Genomic DNA, 21,614 nt, shown 5'->3' on the forward strand with positions numbered 1-21,614 from the left:
CTCCTTACCATCCCATTGGCACCCGAGGGGTGCCGTTCTTTGCGTGGCAAGGCGACCGTTTTACCGATCGCCGGTTGTCAGCGCTACACTGCCAACGCATTCCATTGCAGCGGATTATTACCAGGTTTTACCAATGTTAAACTGGAACTGCTCCGCTTTGTCTCCATCGTATTTCTTGAACGGCTGGGCGTAGGAGAAGACCAACGGCCCCAGCGGTGACATCCATTGTAATGCGATACCTGCGGACATGCGAATGTTGCCCGGATCGCTGTAGTCCGGAACGCCCGCTGCACGCATCTGGGCGGTATTCTCCCAGTTGGTATCCCACACCGTACCTGCATCCATAAAGAAGGAGGTACGGACAGAGTTCGCGTACTTATCACTGATAAACGGCGTCGGCGTGATGAACTCGAGGCTCGCCACGGCCATGGCGTTACCGCCTACCGCATCATCAGAGCTACAGACTTGTTTTGAATCGCGGCTTGCGCAGTTATCTTCGTCATTACCGCCGTAGTAAACCGCTTTCGGACCAATGTTATTGGACTGGAAGCCACGAACGGTGCTTGAACCACCGGCGTAGAAGTTCTCATAGAACGGCAGCTCTTTGCTTCCGATACCGTCACCATAGCCCCAGCGGGTACGACCCAGTACGACCCACTTGTGGTCGTCATCAATTGGGAAGTAGGACGCCGTATCCAGCGTGACCTTGTAGAACTCGTTATCCGAGCCAGGGATCGTCACCTTACCGTTCAGGTTAACGCGTGAACCTTCCGTCGGGAAGTAGCCACGGTCAAGACGGTTGTAGGTCCAACCGTAGTTGAAGGTGAAGTCATCCGCGGCGAAACCGTTGTCATCGCTGGACGTACTTGCAGACTGACCGATGGAGTCCAGGTAACGCCACATCGCCACCTGCGGTTGCATGTTAGACAGGTCGTTATGCACGTACCCTAAACCTGCACGCAGGGTGTTGTATTCGTTAACCGGGAAGCCGAGCGTACCATCCAGACCGTAACTCTTGTTGGTATACGAGGAGAGGTCCGCGTCGTCCGCTTTAAAGTCGTTATAGAAGATACGACCACCCAGGCTTACACCGTCCACGGTGAAGTATGGGTTGGTAACGGAGAACTCAGAGTAGGTCTGGTAGTCGTTTTTCGTCCCGTTGATACCGACAGAGTAACCCGTACCCAGCCAGTTATCCTGCTGAACGCCGACCTGGAAGCTCACGCCACTTTCAGTACCGTAACCAATACCGAAGTTGAAACTACCGGTATTACGTTCTTTAACTTTATAAACAACATCCACCTGATCCGGACGACCTGGTACACGCTGAGTATCGGTATCGACCGTTTCGAAGTAGCCCAGACGGTTCAGACGCTCTTTACCCTGGTCGACCAGATCGCTTCCCAGCCATGCCCCTTCCATCTGGCGCATTTCACGGCGCAGAACGGAGTCTTTAGAGGTATCGTTACCTTCGAAGCGGATTTTACGCACGTAGAAACGGTTGCCCGCATCAACGTTAACGTGAAGCTTAACAGTCTTATCCGCGTCGTTAATTTCCGGCTGCGTTTGCACACGCGGATACGCATAACCATAGCGGCCGAGCAGCTTCTTAATGCTGTCTTCCATTTTGGTGACTTTAGATCCGCTATACAGATCGCCCGGCTGGATTTTGGTCAGAGATTCAATTTCAGCAGAATGTCCTGCCAGGTTGCCGCTGACTTCAACACCTGAAAGCGTGTATTTATCGCCTTCTGTGATGTTAACGGTAATGTAGATACCTTTCTTGTCCGGAGTCAGACTCACCTGAGTTGAATCGATGTTGAAACGGGCGTAACCGCGATCCAGATAGTAGCTGCGCAGGGTTTCAAGGTCACCCGCCAGTTTCTGTTTCTGGTATTTACGATCGCCTACCACGTTCCACCACGGCACTTCGTCACGCAGTTGGAAGTTGGAGATCAATTCGTCGGTGCTGAACGCGTGGTTACCCACGATGTTGATCTGCTGGATCTTCGCAGAAACACCTTCCTGGAAGACCAGTTTCAGGTCAACACGGTTACGTGGCAGCGGTGTAACAACCGCTTTAACGCTCGCGCTGTATTTACCGACGCTGTAATAGAAATCTTCCAGACCTTTTTCAATGTCTGCAAGGGTTGTGCGGTCCAGAGATTCCCCCACACGAACACCCGATGCCTCAAGGTTCTGCTTGAGCATGTCATCTTTCACCGACTTGTTGCCGGAGAAAGTGATGCTGGCAATCGTTGGACGTTCTTTTACCTGAACCACCAGCGTATCACCATCGCGCAGGACGCGGACATCCTCAAAGTTGCCAGTGGCAAACAGAGCACGGATGGTGTTACTGATATCTTCATCATTAACCGTATCGCCGGGGCGCACAGGCATACTGAGGAGGGCCGCACCAACGGCGACACGCTGAAGGCCTTCGAAATGAATATCTTTCACTACGAACCCGTCAGCACCGTATACGGTCGCGCTGCTAAACAGCAGCGACGCTATGAGCAACTTTTTCATCGCCATCGTTATTATGCGTTCTTCCTAACTAACTCTCTTACAACCGAGAGAAATCATTGAAAAGTGCAAGCCCCATTAACAGCACCAGCAAAATCGAGCCAATGCGATAACTAAAGTCTTGAACTCGCTCGGATACCGGTCCGCCTTTTAGCTTTTCAATCGCTAAAAACAGCAGATGGCCCCCATCTAATACGGGAAGCGGGAACAGGTTGATTATCCCCAGGTTCACGCTAATCAGCGCAAGGAACATGAGATAGTAAATCACCCCGAACTCCGCTGACATCCCAGCCCCCTGAGCAATCGAAATTGGCCCACTGAGGTTGTTCAGTTTCACATCACCGGTTATCAATTTCCCCAACATGTTGACCGTAAGCTTCATCAGCTGCCATGTTTTATCCGTGGCCTCAACGATGGCGCTAAACGGCCCATACTGGCGTATTGTCTTGTACTCATCTGGCAGTGGGATCACTTTCGGCACAACGCCGGCAAACCCTTCTGCCTTACCGCCGCCCGATTTGGTATCCGGGGTGAGGGTCAGTGAGAGCGAACTCCCCTGCCTTTCCACTTCCAGCGCGAGCGGCTTGCCTGGATTATCGCGCACCAGAGTAACAAAGGTCATCCATTGTGTTAATGGCTGACCATCGACTTTAACGATCCTGTCACCCGCTTGTAAACCTGCTTTACTCGCTGCCGAATTAGACTGTACTTCGGCTAACACCGGCTCGATCTGCGCGCTGCGCGGGCGAATCCCCAGTGTAGCGACTGGATCCTCTTTGTCTGGCTCAAAGCGCCAGTGGCGTAAATCCAGCACTTTTTCCTGCCGCTGGTCGGAACCAAAAGGCGATACGCTGACGGTTGTCTGCTCATCACCGATTTTCGCAACCAGTTGTAACCTCACGGCATCCCAATCAGGGGTTTCGATACCATCAATCGCTTTAAGTTCCATTCCCGGTGTAATTTGCGCCGTTGCCGCAATGGAACCCGTGGTGATTTCACCCACAACTGGGCGTACGCCAGGCACGCCGATAATAAACACCAGCCAGTAGGCGAAGATAGCGAAGATGAAATTGGCTACCGGTCCGGCAGCGATGATGGCAGCACGTTGGCCAACAGTTTTATTGTTGAACGCGCTATGTCGAAGTTCCGGGGCGACAGGCTCAACGCGTTCGTCGAGCATTTTGACATAGCCGCCCAGGGGGATCAGAGCAATGACAAACTCGGTGCCATGCTTATCGGTGCGCTTCCAGAGCGATTTGCCAAAGCCAATCGAGAATCGCTCTACCCGCACACCACAGCGCCGGGCAACCCAGAAATGGCCAAATTCATGCACGGTAATCAGTACACCCAATGCAACAATGAACGCCGCCAGATTCCAGAGAATGCTCAGCATAAAACCTTCCGTTATATCGTCCCAAACACCAGTAAAAGCAGGCAAGCAAATACGGGAACAGCCGCGGTAAGGCTGTCAATGCGATCCAGTATTCCGCCATGTCCTGGAATCAGGTGACCACTGTCCTTAATCCCTGCTTCACGCTTAAACATGCTCTCGGTTAAATCACCCAGTACCGATGCCAGCGCCGCGAAAATCGAACATACCAGCAGCGTGGAGGGGGCAACCTCAAGATTCGCCCAGACGCCATAGCCCCAGGAGATAATCGCTGCCGTAAACAGGCCGCCGATGAAGCCTTGCCAGGTTTTGCCCGGAGAAACCTTTGGCGCCAGTTTATGTTTGCCAAACAGTTTACCAAACATATAGGCTCCGGAGTCAGCCCCCCAGACGAGAATCATCACATAAAGCAGCCATATTGCGCCGCTGTAGTGGTTTTCGTCATAGTGCCAGGCGCGCAGCGCAACCATACCCCAGAAGAACGGAACAATCGTGAGCAGACCAAAAATAAGGCGCAACACTTTAGAGTTACGCCAGATCGCCGCAGAGCCCGGGTAGAAAAGCACTAAAACAAGCGCAGCAATCCACCAGGCCAGCGATATCCATAAGGATCCGGCAACCAGCGGCTGGTGAACATCGTGATGATATTCAGGCAAGGTATACAGCATCAGGGCCAGTAAAAAACCACAGAGTACCGCCAGCCATACCCGCTGAGTGCGCGAGGTAAAGCCGCTAAGCTGCCCCCATTCCCACGCGGCGAGCATACACACCACCAACGTAACAATAGCGAATCCCACCGGAGGCAGTAAAAACAGCGCTGCGATAACGACGGGTATTAATACAAAAGCGGAAATCAGGCGATACTTCAGCAAAAGCTACCCCCATCAGGCGTTATCGCCACCAGGCTCGGTGCCGCCGAAACGACGCTCTCGATTGGCAAAGGCATGCAGCGCACCTTCAAAGTCTTGTTCATCAAAATCTGGCCAAAGAACATCCGTAAAGTAAAGTTCAGCGTAGGCAATTTGCCACAGCAAAAAGTTACTTATGCGATGCTCCCCCCCTGTCCTTATAACCAAATCCACGGGAGCCAGTTCATTCATGCAGATTTGCTGACTCAGCGCCTCTTCATCAATCTGGTCGGGTCTTAACAGCCCTTCCTGAACCTGCTCAGCCAAATGCCGAACCCCCTGGATAATATCCCAGCGTCCACCGTAATTCGCCGCGATATTGAGCGTCAGGCCGGTATTATTTTCCGTCAGCGCTTCAGCTTTGCGAATCCGTTCCTGCAAACGTGAGTTAAAACGACTGGTTTCGCCAATAATACGCAAGCGGACGTTGTGGCGGTGCAGGCTTTTTACTTCACTATCGAGCGCCCACACGAACAGTTCCATCAACGCAGTCACTTCTTGCGCAGGTCGATTCCAGTTTTCACTGCTAAAAGCATAGAGCGTTAACGCATCAATGCCGTTATTGGCGGCAAAAGAAACGGCGCGGCGAACAGATTTCGCCCCGGCTTTATGCCCAAAGGCTCGTATCTTCCCTTGTCTTTTCGCCCAGCGGCCATTGCCATCCATGATGATTGCAACATGGCGACAGCCATGTGCTGGCAAGTTTTCGCTTATTGGTTGATTCGCAGACAACATAACGCGTTTTTAGTCCCTGAAAGGATTTAACGGTACACAGGAATACTGAAGCCTATACATAAAAAAGCCGTGTCATACCACGGCTTACCTGACCACTTAAAGCCAAATACCTGCGATCAGGTGGCGCAGACTATATCACTGAAGCCCAACGCTAACAAATAGCACGACGACTAGTGCTTGCTTTATCACCAGCTTGCGAGACGTGTCACCTGTTTACGCGCAACAATACGTGCCTGTTCATCCACGGACAGCACCTCTTCCACACTCTGCGGCTCACGCAAATCCATCATCTCCAGCACGGATAAATTCAACGCGGCGATATCAGTAAAGCGGATCTGCTGATTCAGGAATGCTTCAACGGTCACTTCATTGGCTGCATTAAGCGCCGTTGTCGCCGCCTGCCCCTGATCGAAGGCCGTCATCGCCAGTTTCAGGCAGGGATAACGGTCGTAATCAGGCTCGCTAAACGTCAGTGAACTCAGCTTGCAAAAATCGAGAGGCTTAACGCCCGATTTTACGCGGTTTGGCCACGCCATCGTATGAGCAATAGGCGTACGCATATCCGGCTCGCCCAACTGGGCCAGCACGCTGCCGTCCTGATAGCGCACCATCGAGTGAATCACCGACTGCGGGTGGATCAGCACTTCCATCTGTTTCGCCGACGCATTGAACAGCCAGCGAGCTTCAATGTATTCCAGACCTTTATTCATCATGGTGGCCGAATCGACGGAGATCTTACGCCCCATTGACCAATTCGGATGACGACACGCCTGATCCGGCGTCATTGCGCTCAATTCAGACAGTGGCGTTTCACGGAACGGGCCACCAGACCCGGTAAGCAGAATCGACACAACGCCATTCTGCTCAAGGTCAGCGTACCCCAGGTTTTGTTGAAAAGGTTGGGGTAAACTCTGAAAAATCGCGTTGTGCTCGCTATCGACCGGCAAAAGACGCGCCCCACGCTGTTTTACCGCCTCCATAAAGAGGCGTCCGCAGGTGACCAGCGACTCTTTATTTGCAAGCAGAACATCTTTTCCCGCATCAATAGCGGCAAGCGTCGGCAGAAGACCCGCCGCCCCGACGATTGCCGCCATTACCTGATCAACTTCATCAAGCGAGGCCATATCGCAAGCCGCCTGTTGCCCGCTGAGCACTTCGGTACGACAGCCCTTCTCCTGCAACAGCGCTTTCACCTGGCGGGCGCTCTCTTCATCATCCATCACCGCAAAACGAGGGGTAAACTCCATGCACTGTTCGACCATTCGCTGCACGTTTTTTCCGGCCACAAGTGCGGTCACGGTGTAGCTGTCGGGATTATGACGTACGACGTCGAGAGTGCTGCAACCGATAGAGCCGGTCGAGCCGAGGAGAGTGAGATGCTTCATGAGATGCCCAAAAGTTAGACCAGATAAAAGCAAAACGCCGCCAGCAAGACTCAATGTCCTTCTGAACGGCGTTTATCAGTGTATAGCGAAAATCAGAACTGCATCAGTTCCGCTTCTTTTTCTGCCAGCGCCGCATCAATTTTTTTGATCGCCGCGTCGGTCATTTTCTGAATGTCGTCCTGAGAACGACGATCGTCATCTTCGCTGATCTCTTTTTCTTTCAGCAGGGCTTTCACTTTATCGTTCGCATCGCGACGCACGTTACGCACGGAAACGCGACCCTGCTCTGCTTCACCGCGAACGACTTTGATCAGATCTTTACGACGCTCTTCCGTCAGCGGAGGCAGTGGAACGCGAATATCCGCGCCCGCTGAGCTTGGGTTCAGACCCAGGTCAGATGCCATGATCGCTTTTTCAACGGCCGGGCTCATTGAGCGATCGAACACGTTGATTTTCAGGGTACGGGTATCTTCTACCGTCACGCTCGCCAGCTGACGCAGTGGCGTAGGCGTACCGTAGTATTCTACGATGATGCCATCCAGCAGGCTTGGGGAAGCACGGCCAGTACGGATTTTGCTGATTTGGTTTTTGAACGCTTCTACGCATTTGTCCATGCGTACTTCAGCATCTTTTCTGATGTCGTTAATCACGATACGAATCCTTGAAAACTTGTCTCAGGCAGACTATCCGCCAGCACAGCGCTACAGGTGTGCTAAGTATAGTCGCGTTTAATTCATGACAGCGCCAAAGGCGCGTCCAGGTAAGATACCACTACAAAGTAAAGCGGAATCTTACCTGTATTTATCGCCGACGGAAATTATTCCGTGATCAAAGTGCCTTCTTTTTCGCCCATCACGACGCGACGCAGCGCGCCAGGCTTGTTCATGTTGAAAACACGGATCGGCAGTTTATGGTCGCGAGCCAGCGTGAAGGCGGCAAGATCCATCACTTTCAGCTCTTTATCCAGCACTTCGCTGTAGCTCAGCTGATCGTACATGGTCGCTGAAGGATCTTTTGCCGGGTCGGCAGTAAACACGCCATCTACTTTGGTCGCTTTCAGCACCACATCGGCTTCGATTTCGATACCGCGCAGGCAGGCTGCGGAATCGGTGGTAAAGAACGGGTTACCCGTACCGGCGGAGAGGATCACCACGCGGTTGTTGCGCAGCAGGCTGATAGCCTCTGCCCAGCTGTAGTTATCGCATACGCCATTCAAAGGAATAGCGGACATCAGGCGAGCGTTCACATAGGCGCGATGAAGCGCATCACGCATCGCCAGGCCATTCATCACGGTTGCCAGCATCCCCATGTGGTCGCCCACTACGCGGTTCATCCCCGCTTTCGCCAGACCAGCACCACGGAAAAGGTTGCCACCGCCAATGACCACGCCAACCTGAATACCCAGTTCGACCAGTTCTTTGATTTCCTGTGCCATGCGATCAAGGATGCTTGCGTCAATACCGAAGCCTTCCGATCCTTGCAGCGCTTCGCCACTCAGCTTAAGCAGAATGCGTTTGTACACGGGTTTTGCATTGGTAGCCATGTTTCTTTCCTGAGACTGTCAACGATTAAGATGGGGTTAATTCTGGCGACATGATATGTCGCAAATCAGCACAGCGATACTGGAGCCTGTCTGATTTCGTGAGACGGGTGACAAAAAGAAGCCGCCCTCAGGCGGCTCCTTTTCAATCATTAAGACTGCTTGGACATGGCAGCAACTTCTGCTGCGAAGTCAGTCTCAACTTTCTCGATGCCTTCGCCCACTTCGAAGCGGATGAAGCCAGTCACGTCAGCGTTGTGCTCTTTCAGCAGCTGAGCAACAGACTTGCTTGGATCCATTACGAAAGGCTGGCCAGTCAGAGAAACTTCGCCGGTGAATTTCTTCATGCGGCCTTCAACCATTTTCTCTGCGATTTCTTTTGGCTTACCAGACTGCATCGCGATGTCCAGCTGAACCTGGTACTCTTTCTCTACCACTTCAGCAGACACGTCTTCTGGCTTAACGAATTCTGGTTTGCTTGCAGCGATGTGCATTGCCAGCTGTTTAACCAGCTCTTCGTCAGCGCCTTTAGCCGCAACCAGAACACCGATACGCGCGCCGTGCTGGTAAGAGCCCAGAACATCGCCTTCCAGGGAAGAAACGCGACGGATGTTGATGTTCTCACCGATTTTAGCAACCAGCGCAACACGCTCTTCTTCGAACTGTGCTTTCAGCACTTCAACGTCAGTGATTTTGCCTGCAACCGCTGCGTCCAGAACTTTGTTAGCAAATGCCTGGAAACCAGCATCTTTAGCAACGAAGTCAGTCTGGCAGTTAACTTCCAGAATGATGCCGTAGTTGCCGTCGATTTTGGTGATGATCACGCCGTCAGCAGCAACGTTGCCTGCTTTCTTAGCTGCTTTGATCGCACCGGATTTACGCATGTTTTCGATTGCCAGCTCGATGTCGCCGTTCGCTTCGGTCAGCGCTTTTTTGCAATCCATCATGCCTGCGCCAGTACGCTCACGCAGCTCTTTTACCAGGGATGCGGTAATTTCAGCCATTCTTAAATCCTCGGGAGATGTGAACTGCCCGGCCGGGAGCCAAACAGTATAAATTGAAAAAAGGGGCCGATAATGGGCCCCTATTCATACACGGTACTAATAAGGGGTAAAACCTTATTATTCAGCTTCTACGAAGCTTTCTTCCGCCTGAGAAGCCAGATCCTGGGAACGGCCTTCACGAACGGTAGCAGCTACAGCGCTCAGGTACAGGCTAACAGCACGGATTGCGTCGTCGTTACCCGGGATAACGAAGTCAACACCGTCCGGATCGGAGTTGGTATCAACGATAGCGAATACCGGGATACCCAGGTTGTTAGCTTCTTTGATTGCGATGTGCTCGTGGTCTGCATCGATTACGAACAGCGCGTCTGGCAGGCCGCCCATATCTTTGATACCGCCCAGGCTGTTTTCCAGCTTGTCCAGTTCACGAGTGCGCATCAGCGCTTCTTTTTTAGTCAGCTTATCGAAAGTACCGTCCTGAGACTGGGTTTCCAGATCTTTCAGGCGCTTGATGGACTGACGAACAGTTTTCCAGTTGGTCAGCATGCCGCCCAACCAGCGATGGTTCACGAAGAACTGGTCGCAGCTGTTAGCAGCATCTTTCACAGCTTCGCTTGCAGCGCGCTTAGTACCAACGAACAGAATCTTACCTTTACGGGAAGAGATCTTGCTCAGCTCAGCCAGGGCTTCGTTGAACATTGGTACAGTCTTCTCAAGGTTGATGATGTGAACTTTGTTACGTGCGCCGAAGATGAAAGGCTTCATTTTCGGGTTCCAGTAACGGGTCTGGTGACCGAAGTGAACACCAGCCTTGAGCATGTCGCGCATGGAAACAGTTGCCATGTTTAAAACCTCTATATTGAAAGTTGGGGTTATGCCTCCACGTATCCCATATTACCGACCCCGAAGGGCACCCCGGAATATGTGCCGATACGTGTGTGTTGTTACACAAAGTGAGATTTGTCGCTCCCGTCCAGCCTGTGTATCTGAGATGGATCGGAAGTCCGGCGCGCTTTATATCACAAAACACGGCCAGAAACCAATAATTGTTGGCGGAGTGTGCTGTTAATGATTCTCAATTTGGCACGGGGTGCGCCTGACTGATACCATTGACAACACTTACACTAGTATTGTCGAAAAAATCGACACCGATGGACAGATTACATGGCTATCTCTATTAAGACACCTGAAGAAATTGAAAAGATGCGCGTCGCCGGTCGTCTGGCCGCTGACGTGCTGGAAATGATCGAACCGTTTGTGAAACCGGGCGTCAGCACTGGCGAACTGGATCGCATCTGTAACGACTATATCGTCAACGAGCAGCACGCGGTCTCCGCCTGCCTTGGCTATCACGGTTTTCCAAAATCCGTCTGCATCTCTATTAATGAAGTGGTTTGCCACGGCATTCCGGATGACGAGAAGCTGCTGAAAGATGGCGATATCGTCAACATCGACGTGACCGTCATTAAAGACGACTACCACGGTGACACCTCTAAGATGTTCATCGTTGGCAAGCCAACGATTCTGGGCGAGCGCCTGTGTAAAGTCACCCAGGACAGCCTCTACCTGGCGCTGAAAATGGTGAAGCCAGGCATCCGCCTGCGCACCATCGGCGCCGCAATCCAGAAGTTTGTGGAAGCGGAAGGTTTCTCCGTGGTGCGTGAATATTGCGGTCACGGTATTGGTCGTGTGTTCCATGAAGAACCGCAAGTTCTGCACTATGATGCAGACGACGGTGGCGTAGTGCTGCAAAAGGGCATGACCTTCACTATTGAGCCAATGGTCAACGCGGGCGATTACCGCATCCGTACCATGAAAGATGGCTGGACGGTAAAAACCAAAGACAGAAGCTTGTCTGCCCAGTACGAGCATACTATTGTGGTTACAGACAACGGCTGCGAAATTATGACGTTGCGCAAGGATGACACCATCCCGGCGATACTGACGAACATTGAGTGATAAGAAGCCGGCGAATGCCGGCTTTTTTAATGGCGATAGCTTTTTCTTATGGGTGGCGCACGATGAGTAATCTCTTACCCGAACAGTATGCTAACACAGCACTTCCCACCCTCCCCGACCAGCCTGATAACCCGGGCGTCTGGCCACCGCATGAGCTGACCTGCGCACATATCAAATCCCATATGGCGGTTTTCCATCGCTGGCTGGGTAGCGCATTTGATGCAGGCGTCTCAGCCGAACAGCTCATTGAAGCGCGCACCGAATTTATCGACCAGCTCCTGCAACGTCTGTGGATCGACTACGGTTTCGGGCAGGTGAGCGACGTCGCGCTGGTTGCTGTCGGCGGATATGGCCGGGGTGAACTGCATCCGCTCTCTGATATCGACCTGCTAATCTTAAGCCGTAAAAAACTGCCGGACGATCGGGCGCAGAAAATCGGTGAGCTGTTGACCCTGCTCTGGGACGTGAAGCTGGAAGTGGGTCACAGCGTGCGCACGCTGGAAGAGTGTCTGCTGGAAGGGTTATCTGACCTGACCGTCGCCACCAATTTAATTGAAACCCGCCTGCTGATTGGCGACGTGGCGCTGTTCCTCGAACTGCAAAAGCACATCTTTAGCGACGGCTTCTGGCCTTCAGAAAAATTCTTCGCCGCGAAAGTCGAAGAACAAAACCAGCGCCACCAGCGCTATCACGGCACCAGCTATAATCTCGAACCGGATATTAAAAGCAGCCCCGGTGGCCTGCGCGATATCCACACGCTGCAATGGGTCGCCCGTCGCCATTTTGGGGCCACCTCGCTGGACGAAATGGTCGGTTTTGGTTTTCTGACCGAAGCCGAACGTAACGAACTCAACGAGTGCCTGCATCTGCTCTGGCGCATCCGTTTTGCGCTGCACCTGGAGGTCACCCGCTACGATAACCGCCTGCTGTTTGACCGGCAGCTTAGCGTGGCGCAGCGCCTGAATTACCAGGGCGAGGGCAACGAGCCGGTCGAGCAAATGATGAAGGATTTCTTCCGCGTCACTCGCCGCGTCTCTGAGCTGAACCAGATGCTGTTACAGCTGTTCGATGAGGCGATCCTCGCGCTGACGGCAGACGAAAAACCGCGTCCGATTGATGACGAATTTCAGCTGCGCGGCACGCTGATCGATCTTCGCGACGAAACGCTGTTCATCCGCGAACCGGAAGCGATCCTGCGAATGTTCTATACCATGGTGCGCAACAGCACGATCACCGGGATCTACTCCACCACCCTTCGCCATTTACGCCACGCGCGGCGTCATCTGAAGCAGCCGCTGTGTTACATCCCGGAGGCGCGCTCGCTATTCCTGAGCATGCTTCGTCATCCGGGCGCCGTCAGCCGCGGTCTGCTGCCGATGCACCGACACAGTGTATTGTGGGCCTATATGCCACAGTGGTCGCATATTGTCGGGCAGATGCAGTTCGACCTGTTTCACGCCTATACGGTGGATGAGCACACGATCCGCGTCATGCTGAAGCTGGAAAGTTTTGCCAGAGAAGAGACGCGATCCCGCCATCCGCTGTGCGTTGATTTGTGGCCGCGCCTCTCTCACCCCGAACTGATCCTGATCGCCGCCCTGTTCCATGATATCGCCAAAGGTCGCGGCGGCGACCACTCCGTACTCGGTGCCCAGGACGTGCTGAAATTTGCCGAGCTGCACGGCCTGAACTCACGTGAGACGCAGCTTATTGCCTGGCTGGTTCGCCATCATCTGCTGATGTCGGTTACCGCTCAGCGTCGTGATATTCAGGATCCGGAAGTGATCAAACAGTTCGCCGAGGAAGTGCAAACGGAGAACCGCCTGCGCTACTTGGTCTGCCTGACGGTAGCCGATATCTGCGCTACCAACGAAACCCTGTGGAACAGCTGGAAGCAGAGCCTGCTGCGCGAACTGTACTTCGCCACCGAAAAACAGCTGCGTCGCGGGATGCAGAACACCCCGGATATGCGCGAGCGCGTGCGCCACCACCAGTTGCAGGCGCTTGCCCTGTTGCGCATGGATAACATTAACGAAGAGGCACTACATCAGATTTGGGCGCGCTGTCGCGCCAACTACTTTGTGCGCCACAGCCCAAACCAGCTTGCCTGGCACGCCCGGCATCTGCTGAAGCACGACCTGACGAAACCAATGATTCTGCTCAGCCCGCAGGCCACGCGTGGCGGGACGGAGATCTTTATCTGGAGCCCGGACCGGCCTTATTTGTTTGCGGCGGTCTGCGCCGAACTGGACAGGCGTAACCTGAGCGTTCACGACGCGCAGATTTTTACCACCCGCGACGGCATGGCGATGGACACCTTTATTGTACTGGAGCCGGATGGCAGCCCGCTGTCGTCGGACAGGCATGAGGGGATACGCTTTGGCCTCGAGCAGGCGATTACGCAGCGCAGCTGGCAACCTCCGCAGCCGCGACGTCAGCCAGCAAAACTGCGCCACTTTACCGTCGATACCGAGGTCAATTTCCTGCCGACCCATACCGACCGTAAATCGTTCCTTGAGCTGATTGCGCTCGACCAGCCAGGGCTGCTCGCCCGCGTCGGCCAGGTTTTTGCCGATCTGGGAATTTCGCTTCACGGCGCCCGAATTACAACCATTGGCGAACGAGTAGAAGATTTATTTATAATCGCGACGGCCGACCGGCGTGCCCTTAATAATGACCTGCAACTTGAAGTGCAACAACGGTTGACAGCAGCCCTCAATCCAAACGATAAAGGGTGACGTGTTTTTTAGTGAAATGGAAAGAGTAAACAATGCAGCAGTTACAGAACGTTATTGAGTCCGCTTTTGAGCGTCGCGCCGACATCACTCCGGCAAATGTGGATACCGTGACCCGTGAAGCGGTAAACCAGGTTATTTCCCTGCTGGATTCCGGCGCGCTGCGCGTGGCAGAAAAAATCGACGGTCAGTGGGTTACTCATCAATGGCTGAAGAAAGCTGTGCTGCTCTCTTTCCGTATCAACGATAACCAGGTTATCGACGGAGCAGAAAGCCGCTACTTCGATAAAGTGCCAATGAAATTTGCGGATTACGACGAAGCGCGCTTCCAGAAAGAGGGCTTCCGCGTAGTACCACCCGCAGCCGTTCGTCAGGGTGCATACATCGCACGCAACACCGTGCTGATGCCATCCTACGTGAACATCGGCGCCTACGTTGACGAAGGCACCATGGTGGACACCTGGGCTACCGTCGGCTCCTGCGCGCAGATCGGTAAAAATGTTCACCTGTCCGGCGGCGTCGGCATTGGTGGCGTTCTGGAGCCACTTCAGGCTAACCCAACCATCATCGAAGACAACTGCTTCATCGGCGCACGTTCCGAAGTGGTTGAAGGCGTGATCGTCGAAGAAGGTTCTGTGATCTCAATGGGCGTGTACATTGGCCAGAGCACCCGTATTTACGATCGCGAAACCGGTGAAATTCACTACGGCCGCGTTCCAGCCGGTTCCGTTGTGGTTTCCGGCAACCTGCCGTCTAAAGATGGCAAATACAGCCTGTACTGCGCGGTCATCGTGAAAAAAGTGGATGCGAAAACGCGCGGTAAAGTGGGCATCAATGAACTGCTGCGCACCATCGATTAATCGGGTATAACAAAAAGCGGGGGCAACCCCGCTTTTTTTATATCCGAAGGTGGCGAAAATAGATTTTTTCGTTAATTATTCATAGGTTATGTTGAGATCAAGGGTACCGCTATGTACGATAATCTGAAAAGTCTGGGCATTACCAATCCTGATGAAATTGATCGTTATAGTCTCCGCCAGGAAGCCAATAACGATATTTTGAAAATCTATTTTCACAAGGACAAAGGAGAGTTCTTCGCCAAAAGCGTGAAATTTAAATACCCACGCCAGCGTAAGACCGTTGTCGCTGACGGTATCGGTCAGGGATATAAAGAAGTACAGGAAATCAGCCCTAACCTGCGCTACGTTATCGACGAACTCGATCAAATCTGCCAGCGCGATCGCAGCGAAGTCGATCTGAAACGTAAGATCCTTGACGACCTGCGTCACCTGGAAAGTGTTGTTACCCATAAGATCAGCGAAATTGAAGCTGATCTTGAGAAATTGACGCGTAACAAATGAGCCGTTTTATTGCCCGGTGGCGCTTCGCTTACCGGGCCTACGAACGCATGTAGGCCGGGTAAGGCGAAGCCGCCAGCCGGCAAAAAGCATCATCTTTGTTCATCCAGCTGCAACGCCACATACAGCAGTAGCCGGTCGTCAAAATTCCCTAAATCCAGCCCCGTCAGTTCCGAGATCCGGTTTAGCCTATACTCCAGCGTATTACGGTGAATAAACAGCGCTTTTGACGTTGCCAGCGGCTGCACGTTATGCCGGAACCACGCCTGCAACGTACGGCGCAGCAGCCCGTTGTTGTCCATCGCTTTCAGACGCACCAGCGGGCGCGCCAGCTCGTTGGCCTGCCAGCCACCGCGCAGGCTGTCGAGCAGGACCGGCAGCATCAGATCCTGATAGAAATAACTGCGGCTCTCCGGCATGCGCTGTTTACCCACCATCATGGTAGTGCGCGCCGTTCGCCATGAACGGGCGATACTTCCCGGCCCGGTAAAGTAATTTCCCAGCGCGACGCGAAAACGGAGCTGTCCGTTCTCCTTCATGCGCTCGATGAGCAGCTCAACGCGGCGACGATGATCTTCCGCGTCCCAGCGACCAAACTGATTAAGCGCAGGCTTGAGCACCACCATTTCCGTCAAAGAGACGATTGCCACCAGGTTGTTACGCTCCGGCGTCGCCAGCATATTTTGCAGCTGCTGTAGCTCCACCATGGCGCTATCCACGCCAAGCTGGCCGCTATCCACCTCAATAACGGCGACCACGCGCGGCTGATTCAGGTCGATACCCAGACGCTGCGCCCACTCGCTCAGGGCAGGCGTGTGCTCCTCCGCCTGGATCAAATTCATCACCAGCTCTTCACGCAGGCGGCTGTCCTGGGCGAGCAGGTGCATCAGACGCGACTGCTCCAGCATCATCTCCGCCGTCATGCAGACCAGCTCGCCGTATTTACGCAGCGATTCAGGATCGCCGGTCAGACCGATAACGCCAACAATCTCTCCTTCCAGACGCAGCGGCAGGTTGATCCCCTGACGGACCCCGTGCAGATGTTTCGCCACGGCGTCATCAATGTCGACCACGCGCCCCTGAGAGAGCACCAGCAACGCCCCTTCGTGCAATTCACCAATACGCTCACGATCGCCGCTGCCGATAATGCGCCCTCGGGCGTCCATTACGTTGATATTGGTATCGATGATTCGCATGGTGCGCGCCACGATATCCTGCGCCATTTTGGTATCAAGATGCCAGCCAGCCATATAACCCTCCCGTGAGCAGAGCTCAAGCATAGGGAAGTTCAGCTAAGGCCGCATTGTGCAAATGCCCAAAGGCAGAGCGAGATGTATGGAGTTGTGGGAAAGGTCACAGAAAAGAGAAAGCCCCTGCGAACAGGGGCTTAAGAAGATTACTGCATCAGGAGATAAATAGAGGTATCACCACGCTGAATATTCAGTGCCAGCACGGACGGCTTGCTGTCGAGAATTTTGCGCAGTTCAGCGATGTTTTTCACCGGCTGCTGGTTAGCGCCCATGATCACATCACCTTTTTTCAGGCCGATACGGGCAGCAGGTGAGTTCGCTTTCACGTTGTTCACCACCACGCCTTTATCTGCCCCTTTGTTGCTCATCTCAGCACCTTCAATACCGCTGAAGATGGTGCTGGAATCCACCTGATTCTGACTGCTCTGTTGCAGTTCCAGGCTCACGTTAACTGGCTTACCTTCACGCAGCAGGCCGAGGGTCACTTTACTGCCGATTGGCATAGAACCCACTTCCGCACGCAGGGCGGCAAAGCTGCTGATCGGTTTACCGTTCAGAGAGGTGATCACGTCACCCGCTTTAATGCCGGCTTTCGCCGCTGAAGAGTTCGGCATGACCTGGCTCACGAATGCGCCGCGCTGAGCGTCCACTTTCATCGCTTTCGCCAGCTCAGAGTTCAGCTCGGTCCCCATGATACCCAGCTCACCGCGTTTCACCTGTCCATATTGCACCATCTGCGCAGTCAGGTTTTTCACCATGTTGCTCGGGATAGCAAAGCCGATACCGATGTTGCCACCGTCCGGTGCCAGGATAGCGGTGTTGATACCGATCAGTTCACCGTTCAGGTTAACCAGCGCACCGCCGGAGTTACCGCGGTTAATGGCCGCATCCGTCTGGATGAAGTTTTCATAGTTTTCCGCATTCAGGCCGCTACGTCCCAGCGCGGAGACGATACCCGAGGTCACGGTTTCGCCCAGACCAAACGGGTTACCGATGGCGACAGTGTAGTCACCCACGCGCAGCGCGTCAGAGTCGGCAAGCTTAATCGCCGTCAGGTTCTTCGGATCCTGAATTTGAATCAGTGCGATATCGGAGCGCGGGTCTTTACCGACCACTTTGGCATCGAATTTACGGCCATCGCTCATCTGAACCTTAATGGTGTTAGCATTATCTACCACGTGGTTATTGGTCACCACGTAGCCTTTCGCTGCATCAATAATAACGCCCGAGCCGAGTGCCATGAATTTCTGCTGCTGGCCGCCGCCCTGACCGTCATCCCCTGCGCCGCCGCCCTGACAGAACGGGGAGCTCTGGAATGGCGAACCGTCCTGGCAGAATGGCGAATTGTCGCCGAAGAACTGCTGGAAATTACGCGGCATACGCGGCGTATTGACGGTTGTGCTGCCCTCAACGTTAATACTCACCACCGATGGCATCACTTTTTCGAGCATCGGGGCCAGGCTTGGCATCTGCTGCGCAGTCGCTGCCGAGGAAGCTGTCTCGGCCGCCGTCGCCAGAGGGGACAACGCTAAACCTAAACTCAGAGCCAGTGCACTCATTGCTAATGTGGTTTTTTTCATGTTTCTCAATCTCGATTTACCAGATAACGCAAAATTGCTGTGTAACTCAGATTCGTTTTATACCGCTTAGTTCCGGGATTAAGTTTATGGAAAAAGTAAAAATTTATTGGTCGTCTTTACAAAACTCATGGCTTATTCAACGGCCATAAGCTTGCGGTATTCATCCCAGGCATACAAATCTGTCATCCCGCTGATATAGTCCTGGATAAGACGACAGCGATAATAATATTCCATGACTGGCCATTGGGAAGAATGACGATCTATTTTACTGACGGCCTCAATGTATGCCAGCCGGTGACGGGTTGAAAGCTTCTGATAGAGACGAGATTCAATCGGCAGGCGGCGAACACGTTCATTTTCGACCAGCTCGCAAAACTCATCGACCGTCAGCTGGAGCAGCGGGCCATAAATTTCCAGCAACCCGCTGATAACCCGGTATCCTTGCAGCTCCAGCTGTTCGACATCCGGGTGGCTGAAAACATGGCGAACAGCCACGTTTTTATATAATTCAAGCAGCTGACTAAAACTGCTCTCATCTTCCAGCAGGGCGTGATTAAATTCCCCGCTAAATATCATCGGCAAATTATCAATGAAACGGGCGGCCGCATACGGCACCAGTTTATTCAGCGTATTGACCCGCAAATACATAAAGAACTGATCTTCGGTACTGCGGCTCAGCGAATTTGAACGCGATTTATCCCAGGCATTCTCGACGACCTGTGCAAACAGAGAACCTTTTTCATGCTCTCCCCAGGCATCGTGAAGATGCTGATACAGCTCCTCGACGCTGAATATTCTTTTTTCCACTGCGTCTTCCAGATCGGCCACGCAATAAGAAATGTCATCAGCCGCTTCCATAATCCACGTCAATGGAAAACGGCCATTCGGCGTTAGCGAAAGTTCTTTACGCAACCGTTCAATGTACGCTTCTTCCGACAGGTAATAGCCCGGTTTTTTCATCAGGTAGCTATGGGTGGCAGGCGTTTCCCCCATCCACCACGCGGGACGCGTGTATTTAAGAATACAGCCCACCTGCGCCCAGGTCAGATTCATGCGCATCAGGGAGTGCACCAGACGGATCCCCTGCGCGTTACCTTCGAAATGACACAGATCCTGACGCACCTTGCGGCGCAGATCGTTCAGGCTATCTTCGCCCTCACGCAGGCGTAAATCGCGTACCACACAGCGGTCATCGCTGAGCGGCTGGCTTATGGCGTCAGAGGGAAAAAGCCGCTGTTTAAACCAGTCATTGATGGCGGCCTCGCCGAAATGACCAAAGGGAGGATTGCCGATATCGTGCATCAGGCAGGCCATCTCAACGATGCTTTCGAACGGCCCGGTCAGTTCATCCAGCCCGTAGGTTTCCAGCAGACGTTGCTCTTTGAGACGGCTGAGGATCTCTTTTGCAATGTAGCGCCCCACCTGCTGCACTTCCATGGAGTGCGTTAACCGCGTACGCACCGCGGCGTTACGCTCCAGCGGGAACACCTGGGTTTTTTGCTGTAACCGGCGGATGGCGGGCGAATTGATGATGCGTCCGCGATCGCTTTCAAAAATGCGCAGGATCTCATGTTCGCTCTTATCGCCCTGTGGCGAACGGAAACGTCGGTGCCAGTTAATTTTGGTGCGAAAATCGATTGGTGCCATGTGCTCCCCCGCGTGAGAATGCGTTTCCCCTTAACCGCATGATAGACTATGCATCTTAACAAGGCACATCGCGAGTAAATCTATGAAAATCGGCATTATTGGTGCAATGGAAGAAGAAGTTACGCTGCTGCGTGACAAAATTGAGAACCGTCAGACCCTCTCCCTTGGTGGCTGTGAGATCTACACCGGCCAGCTGAACGGCGTTGACGTGGCTCTGCTGAAATCAGGCATCGGTAAAGTTGCAGCGGCACTGGGCGCGACCCTGCTGCTTGAGCGCTGCAAGCCTGACGTTATCATTAATACAGGTTCGGCGGGCGGTCTGGCGCCGACGCTGAAAGTGGGCGATATCGTGGTTTCCGACGAAGCGCGTTACCACGATGCAGATGTCACCGCATTCGGCTACGAATATGGTCAGCTTCCGGGCTGCCCGGCCGGGTTTAAAGCGGATGATAAGCTGATTGCCGCCGCTGAAAGCTGCATTAACGAGCTGAACCTCAATGCGGTGCGTGGCCTGATCGTCAGCGGCGATGCCTTTATCAACGGCTCTGTTGGTCTGGCGAAAATCCGTCATAACTTCCCGCAGGCTGTGGCCGTTGAGATGGAAGCCACGGCCATTGCGCACGTGTGCCATAACTTCAGCGTGCCGTTCGTGGTCGTTCGCGCGATCTCTGACGTGGCGGACCAGCAGTCCCACATCAGCTTCGACGAGTTCCTGGCCGTTGCGGCCAAACAGTCCACCGTGATGGTGGAAACCCTGGTGCAGAAACTGGCGCGTGGGTAAGGTTTCATTCAGGGCGCTGGTCGCCCTGCTTCTGCTCGCCCCGGCCTGGCTCATCGCCGCGCCGCGGGTGATCACACTCTCCCCTGCCAATACGGAACTGGCGTTTGCCGCCGGGATTACGCCCGTTGCGGTGAGCAGCTTTTCCGATTATCCACCGCAGGCCGCCCATCTCGAACAGGTTGCCACCTGGCAGGGAATGAACCTGGAACGCATCGTGGCGCTGAAGCCCGATCTGGTTCTTGCCTGGCGCGGCGGTAATGCCGAACGACAGGTGGACCAGCTCTCTTCGCTGGGAATAACGGTAAAATGGGTAGATGCGGTGAGCATCGAACAGGTGGCGCAAACCCTCCGTGACCTCGCTCCCTTCAGCCCTACCCCCCAACGCGCCGAGCACGCTGCACAGCAGATGCTCAACGACTATGCTGCGCTAAAAACCCGATACGGCACGCAACCGAAACAACGCGTTTTTCTGCAATTTGGCAGCCAGCCGCTGTTCACTACCGGGAAAGGCTCGATCCAGAACCAGGTGCTTGAGATCTGTGGAGGTGAAAATATCTTTGCTGAAAGCCGGGTCCCCTGGCCGCAGGTCAGTCGTGAGCAGGTTCTGGCGCGACAACCGCAGGCCATTGTGGTGGTCGGAAATGCGAGCGAGATTCCTAAAATAGAACAATTCTGGCATCGGCAGCTTAAAATTCCGGTCATCGCACTCAACAGCGACTGGTTTGAACGCGCCAGCCCGCGTATTATCCTCGCCGCAAAACAACTCTGCGCCGAACTGGCAGAGAGTCACTCAAACAGATAAATACCCTATTCGAG

General features: G+C 53.6%; 18 protein-coding genes. 6 read left to right on the forward strand and 12 right to left on the reverse strand.

Going from position 1 to position 21,614, the window contains the following annotated elements:
- Window positions 1-117: 117 nt before the first annotated feature.
- The 9 genes from bamA to rpsB all read right to left on the reverse strand — a co-directional run bounded on the left by bamA (window position 118) and on the right by rpsB (window position 10,331).
- Entirely contained in the window at window positions 118-2,535 is a 2,418-nt protein-coding gene (bamA, locus tag SK51_RS00135) for an outer membrane protein assembly factor BamA (protein ID WP_022647109.1), read from the reverse strand.
- 31 nt (window positions 2,536-2,566) lie between these two features.
- A complete protein-coding gene (rseP, locus tag SK51_RS00140) occupies window positions 2,567-3,919 on the reverse strand; it encodes a sigma E protease regulator RseP (RefSeq protein ID WP_022647108.1) in 1,353 nt (450 codons plus the stop codon).
- Between the two features lie 11 nt (window positions 3,920-3,930).
- Window positions 3,931-4,788, reverse strand: a complete 858-nt coding sequence (gene cdsA, locus SK51_RS00145; RefSeq protein WP_003856175.1) for a phosphatidate cytidylyltransferase — start codon at window positions 4,786-4,788, stop codon at window positions 3,931-3,933.
- Window positions 4,789-4,800: 12 nt separating this feature from the next.
- Window positions 4,801-5,559, reverse strand: coding sequence for a (2E,6E)-farnesyl-diphosphate-specific ditrans,polycis-undecaprenyl-diphosphate synthase (ispU, locus tag SK51_RS00150; protein WP_003856176.1), 759 nt, complete (start codon window positions 5,557-5,559; stop codon window positions 4,801-4,803).
- A 185-nt stretch (window positions 5,560-5,744) separates the two neighbouring features.
- Window positions 5,745-6,944, reverse strand: coding sequence for a 1-deoxy-D-xylulose-5-phosphate reductoisomerase (gene ispC, locus SK51_RS00155; protein ID WP_023305466.1), 1,200 nt, complete (start codon window positions 6,942-6,944; stop codon window positions 5,745-5,747).
- A 92-nt stretch (window positions 6,945-7,036) separates the two neighbouring features.
- A complete protein-coding gene (frr, locus tag SK51_RS00160) occupies window positions 7,037-7,594 on the reverse strand; it encodes a ribosome recycling factor (RefSeq protein ID WP_003856180.1) in 558 nt (185 codons plus the stop codon).
- A gap of 167 nt (window positions 7,595-7,761) precedes the next feature.
- On the reverse strand, window positions 7,762-8,487 hold the full coding sequence (gene pyrH, locus SK51_RS00165) for a UMP kinase (RefSeq protein WP_008501910.1): 726 nt from the start codon (window positions 8,485-8,487) through the stop codon (window positions 7,762-7,764).
- A gap of 149 nt (window positions 8,488-8,636) precedes the next feature.
- Window positions 8,637-9,488 carry a translation elongation factor Ts gene (gene tsf / locus SK51_RS00170; RefSeq protein WP_015572722.1) on the reverse strand — a complete coding sequence of 284 codons (852 nt, stop codon included), beginning with the start codon at window positions 9,486-9,488 and terminating at the stop codon, window positions 8,637-8,639.
- A 117-nt stretch (window positions 9,489-9,605) separates the two neighbouring features.
- Window positions 9,606-10,331, reverse strand: coding sequence for a 30S ribosomal protein S2 (gene rpsB / locus SK51_RS00175; RefSeq protein WP_022647105.1), 726 nt, complete (start codon window positions 10,329-10,331; stop codon window positions 9,606-9,608).
- A 321-nt stretch (window positions 10,332-10,652) separates the two neighbouring features.
- On the opposite strand from rpsB, the gene map reads away from it, so the two are divergent.
- The 4 genes from map (at window position 10,653) to SK51_RS00195 (ending at window position 15,543) form a co-directional block, all read left to right on the forward strand.
- Entirely contained in the window at window positions 10,653-11,447 is a 795-nt protein-coding gene (map, locus tag SK51_RS00180) for a type I methionyl aminopeptidase (protein ID WP_022647104.1), read from the forward strand.
- 62 nt (window positions 11,448-11,509) lie between these two features.
- Window positions 11,510-14,185, forward strand: coding sequence for a bifunctional uridylyltransferase/uridylyl-removing protein GlnD (glnD, locus tag SK51_RS00185; protein WP_032676702.1), 2,676 nt, complete (start codon window positions 11,510-11,512; stop codon window positions 14,183-14,185).
- 32 nt (window positions 14,186-14,217) lie between these two features.
- Window positions 14,218-15,042: a 2,3,4,5-tetrahydropyridine-2,6-dicarboxylate N-succinyltransferase gene (gene dapD / locus SK51_RS00190; RefSeq protein WP_023299365.1), complete on the forward strand. Its 825-nt coding sequence runs from the start codon at window positions 14,218-14,220 to the stop codon at window positions 15,040-15,042.
- A 111-nt stretch (window positions 15,043-15,153) separates the two neighbouring features.
- Window positions 15,154-15,543, forward strand: a complete 390-nt coding sequence (locus SK51_RS00195) for a DUF3461 family protein (protein WP_022647102.1) — start codon at window positions 15,154-15,156, stop codon at window positions 15,541-15,543.
- A gap of 89 nt (window positions 15,544-15,632) precedes the next feature.
- Here the strand turns inward: SK51_RS00195 and SK51_RS00200 are convergent, their stop codons facing one another.
- From SK51_RS00200 to dgt, 3 genes are all read right to left on the reverse strand, one after another.
- The gene (locus SK51_RS00200) at window positions 15,633-16,790 is read right to left on the reverse strand and encodes a CdaR family transcriptional regulator (RefSeq protein ID WP_003856217.1); all 1,158 of its coding nucleotides are present in this window, start codon (window positions 16,788-16,790) and stop codon (window positions 15,633-15,635) included.
- 146 nt (window positions 16,791-16,936) lie between these two features.
- Window positions 16,937-18,370 carry a serine endoprotease DegP gene (degP, locus tag SK51_RS00205; protein WP_022647101.1) on the reverse strand — a complete coding sequence of 478 codons (1,434 nt, stop codon included), beginning with the start codon at window positions 18,368-18,370 and terminating at the stop codon, window positions 16,937-16,939.
- 132 nt (window positions 18,371-18,502) lie between these two features.
- Window positions 18,503-20,017: a dGTPase gene (dgt, locus tag SK51_RS00210; protein ID WP_023299363.1), complete on the reverse strand. Its 1,515-nt coding sequence runs from the start codon at window positions 20,015-20,017 to the stop codon at window positions 18,503-18,505.
- Window positions 20,018-20,099: 82 nt separating this feature from the next.
- On the opposite strand from dgt, the gene mtnN reads away from it, so the two are divergent.
- Both mtnN and btuF read left to right on the forward strand, forming a co-directional pair.
- Window positions 20,100-20,798 carry a 5'-methylthioadenosine/S-adenosylhomocysteine nucleosidase gene (gene mtnN / locus SK51_RS00215; protein ID WP_003856223.1) on the forward strand — a complete coding sequence of 233 codons (699 nt, stop codon included), beginning with the start codon at window positions 20,100-20,102 and terminating at the stop codon, window positions 20,796-20,798.
- Window positions 20,791-21,600 (forward strand): vitamin B12 ABC transporter substrate-binding protein BtuF, encoded by an 810-nt coding sequence (gene btuF, locus SK51_RS00220; protein WP_023305464.1) that lies wholly within the window; start codon window positions 20,791-20,793, stop codon window positions 21,598-21,600. Before mtnN ends, btuF begins: the two co-directional genes overlap by 8 nt.
- Window positions 21,601-21,614: the final 14 nt, after the last annotated feature.

Source organism: Enterobacter sp. MGH85, assembly GCF_001037655.1.
Lineage (GTDB): Bacteria > Pseudomonadota > Gammaproteobacteria > Enterobacterales > Enterobacteriaceae > Enterobacter > Enterobacter intestinihominis.

Excerpts from the sequence above, each read along its gene's own strand:
- map (WP_022647104.1), top strand. The coding sequence starts at position 10,653 with ATGGCTATCTCTATTAAGACACCTGAAGAAATTGAAAAGATGCGCGTC.
- mtnN (WP_003856223.1), top strand. The coding sequence starts at position 20,100 with ATGAAAATCGGCATTATTGGTGCAATGGAAGAAGAAGTTACGCTGCTG.
- tsf (WP_015572722.1), bottom strand. The coding sequence starts at position 9,488 with ATGGCTGAAATTACCGCATCCCTGGTAAAAGAGCTGCGTGAGCGTACT.
- dapD (WP_023299365.1), top strand. The coding sequence starts at position 14,218 with ATGCAGCAGTTACAGAACGTTATTGAGTCCGCTTTTGAGCGTCGCGCC.
- pyrH (WP_008501910.1), bottom strand. The coding sequence starts at position 8,487 with ATGGCTACCAATGCAAAACCCGTGTACAAACGCATTCTGCTTAAGCTG.
- degP (WP_022647101.1), bottom strand. The coding sequence starts at position 18,370 with ATGAAAAAAACCACATTAGCAATGAGTGCACTGGCTCTGAGTTTAGGT.
- rseP (WP_022647108.1), bottom strand. The coding sequence starts at position 3,919 with ATGCTGAGCATTCTCTGGAATCTGGCGGCGTTCATTGTTGCATTGGGT.
- glnD (WP_032676702.1), top strand. The coding sequence starts at position 11,510 with ATGAGTAATCTCTTACCCGAACAGTATGCTAACACAGCACTTCCCACC.
- bamA (WP_022647109.1), bottom strand. The coding sequence starts at position 2,535 with ATGGCGATGAAAAAGTTGCTCATAGCGTCGCTGCTGTTTAGCAGCGCG.
- SK51_RS00195 (WP_022647102.1), top strand. The coding sequence starts at position 15,154 with ATGTACGATAATCTGAAAAGTCTGGGCATTACCAATCCTGATGAAATT.
- ispC (WP_023305466.1), bottom strand. The coding sequence starts at position 6,944 with ATGAAGCATCTCACTCTCCTCGGCTCGACCGGCTCTATCGGTTGCAGC.
- SK51_RS00200 (WP_003856217.1), bottom strand. The coding sequence starts at position 16,790 with ATGGCTGGCTGGCATCTTGATACCAAAATGGCGCAGGATATCGTGGCG.
- dgt (WP_023299363.1), bottom strand. The coding sequence starts at position 20,017 with ATGGCACCAATCGATTTTCGCACCAAAATTAACTGGCACCGACGTTTC.
- ispU (WP_003856176.1), bottom strand. The coding sequence starts at position 5,559 with ATGTTGTCTGCGAATCAACCAATAAGCGAAAACTTGCCAGCACATGGC.
- rpsB (WP_022647105.1), bottom strand. The coding sequence starts at position 10,331 with ATGGCAACTGTTTCCATGCGCGACATGCTCAAGGCTGGTGTTCACTTC.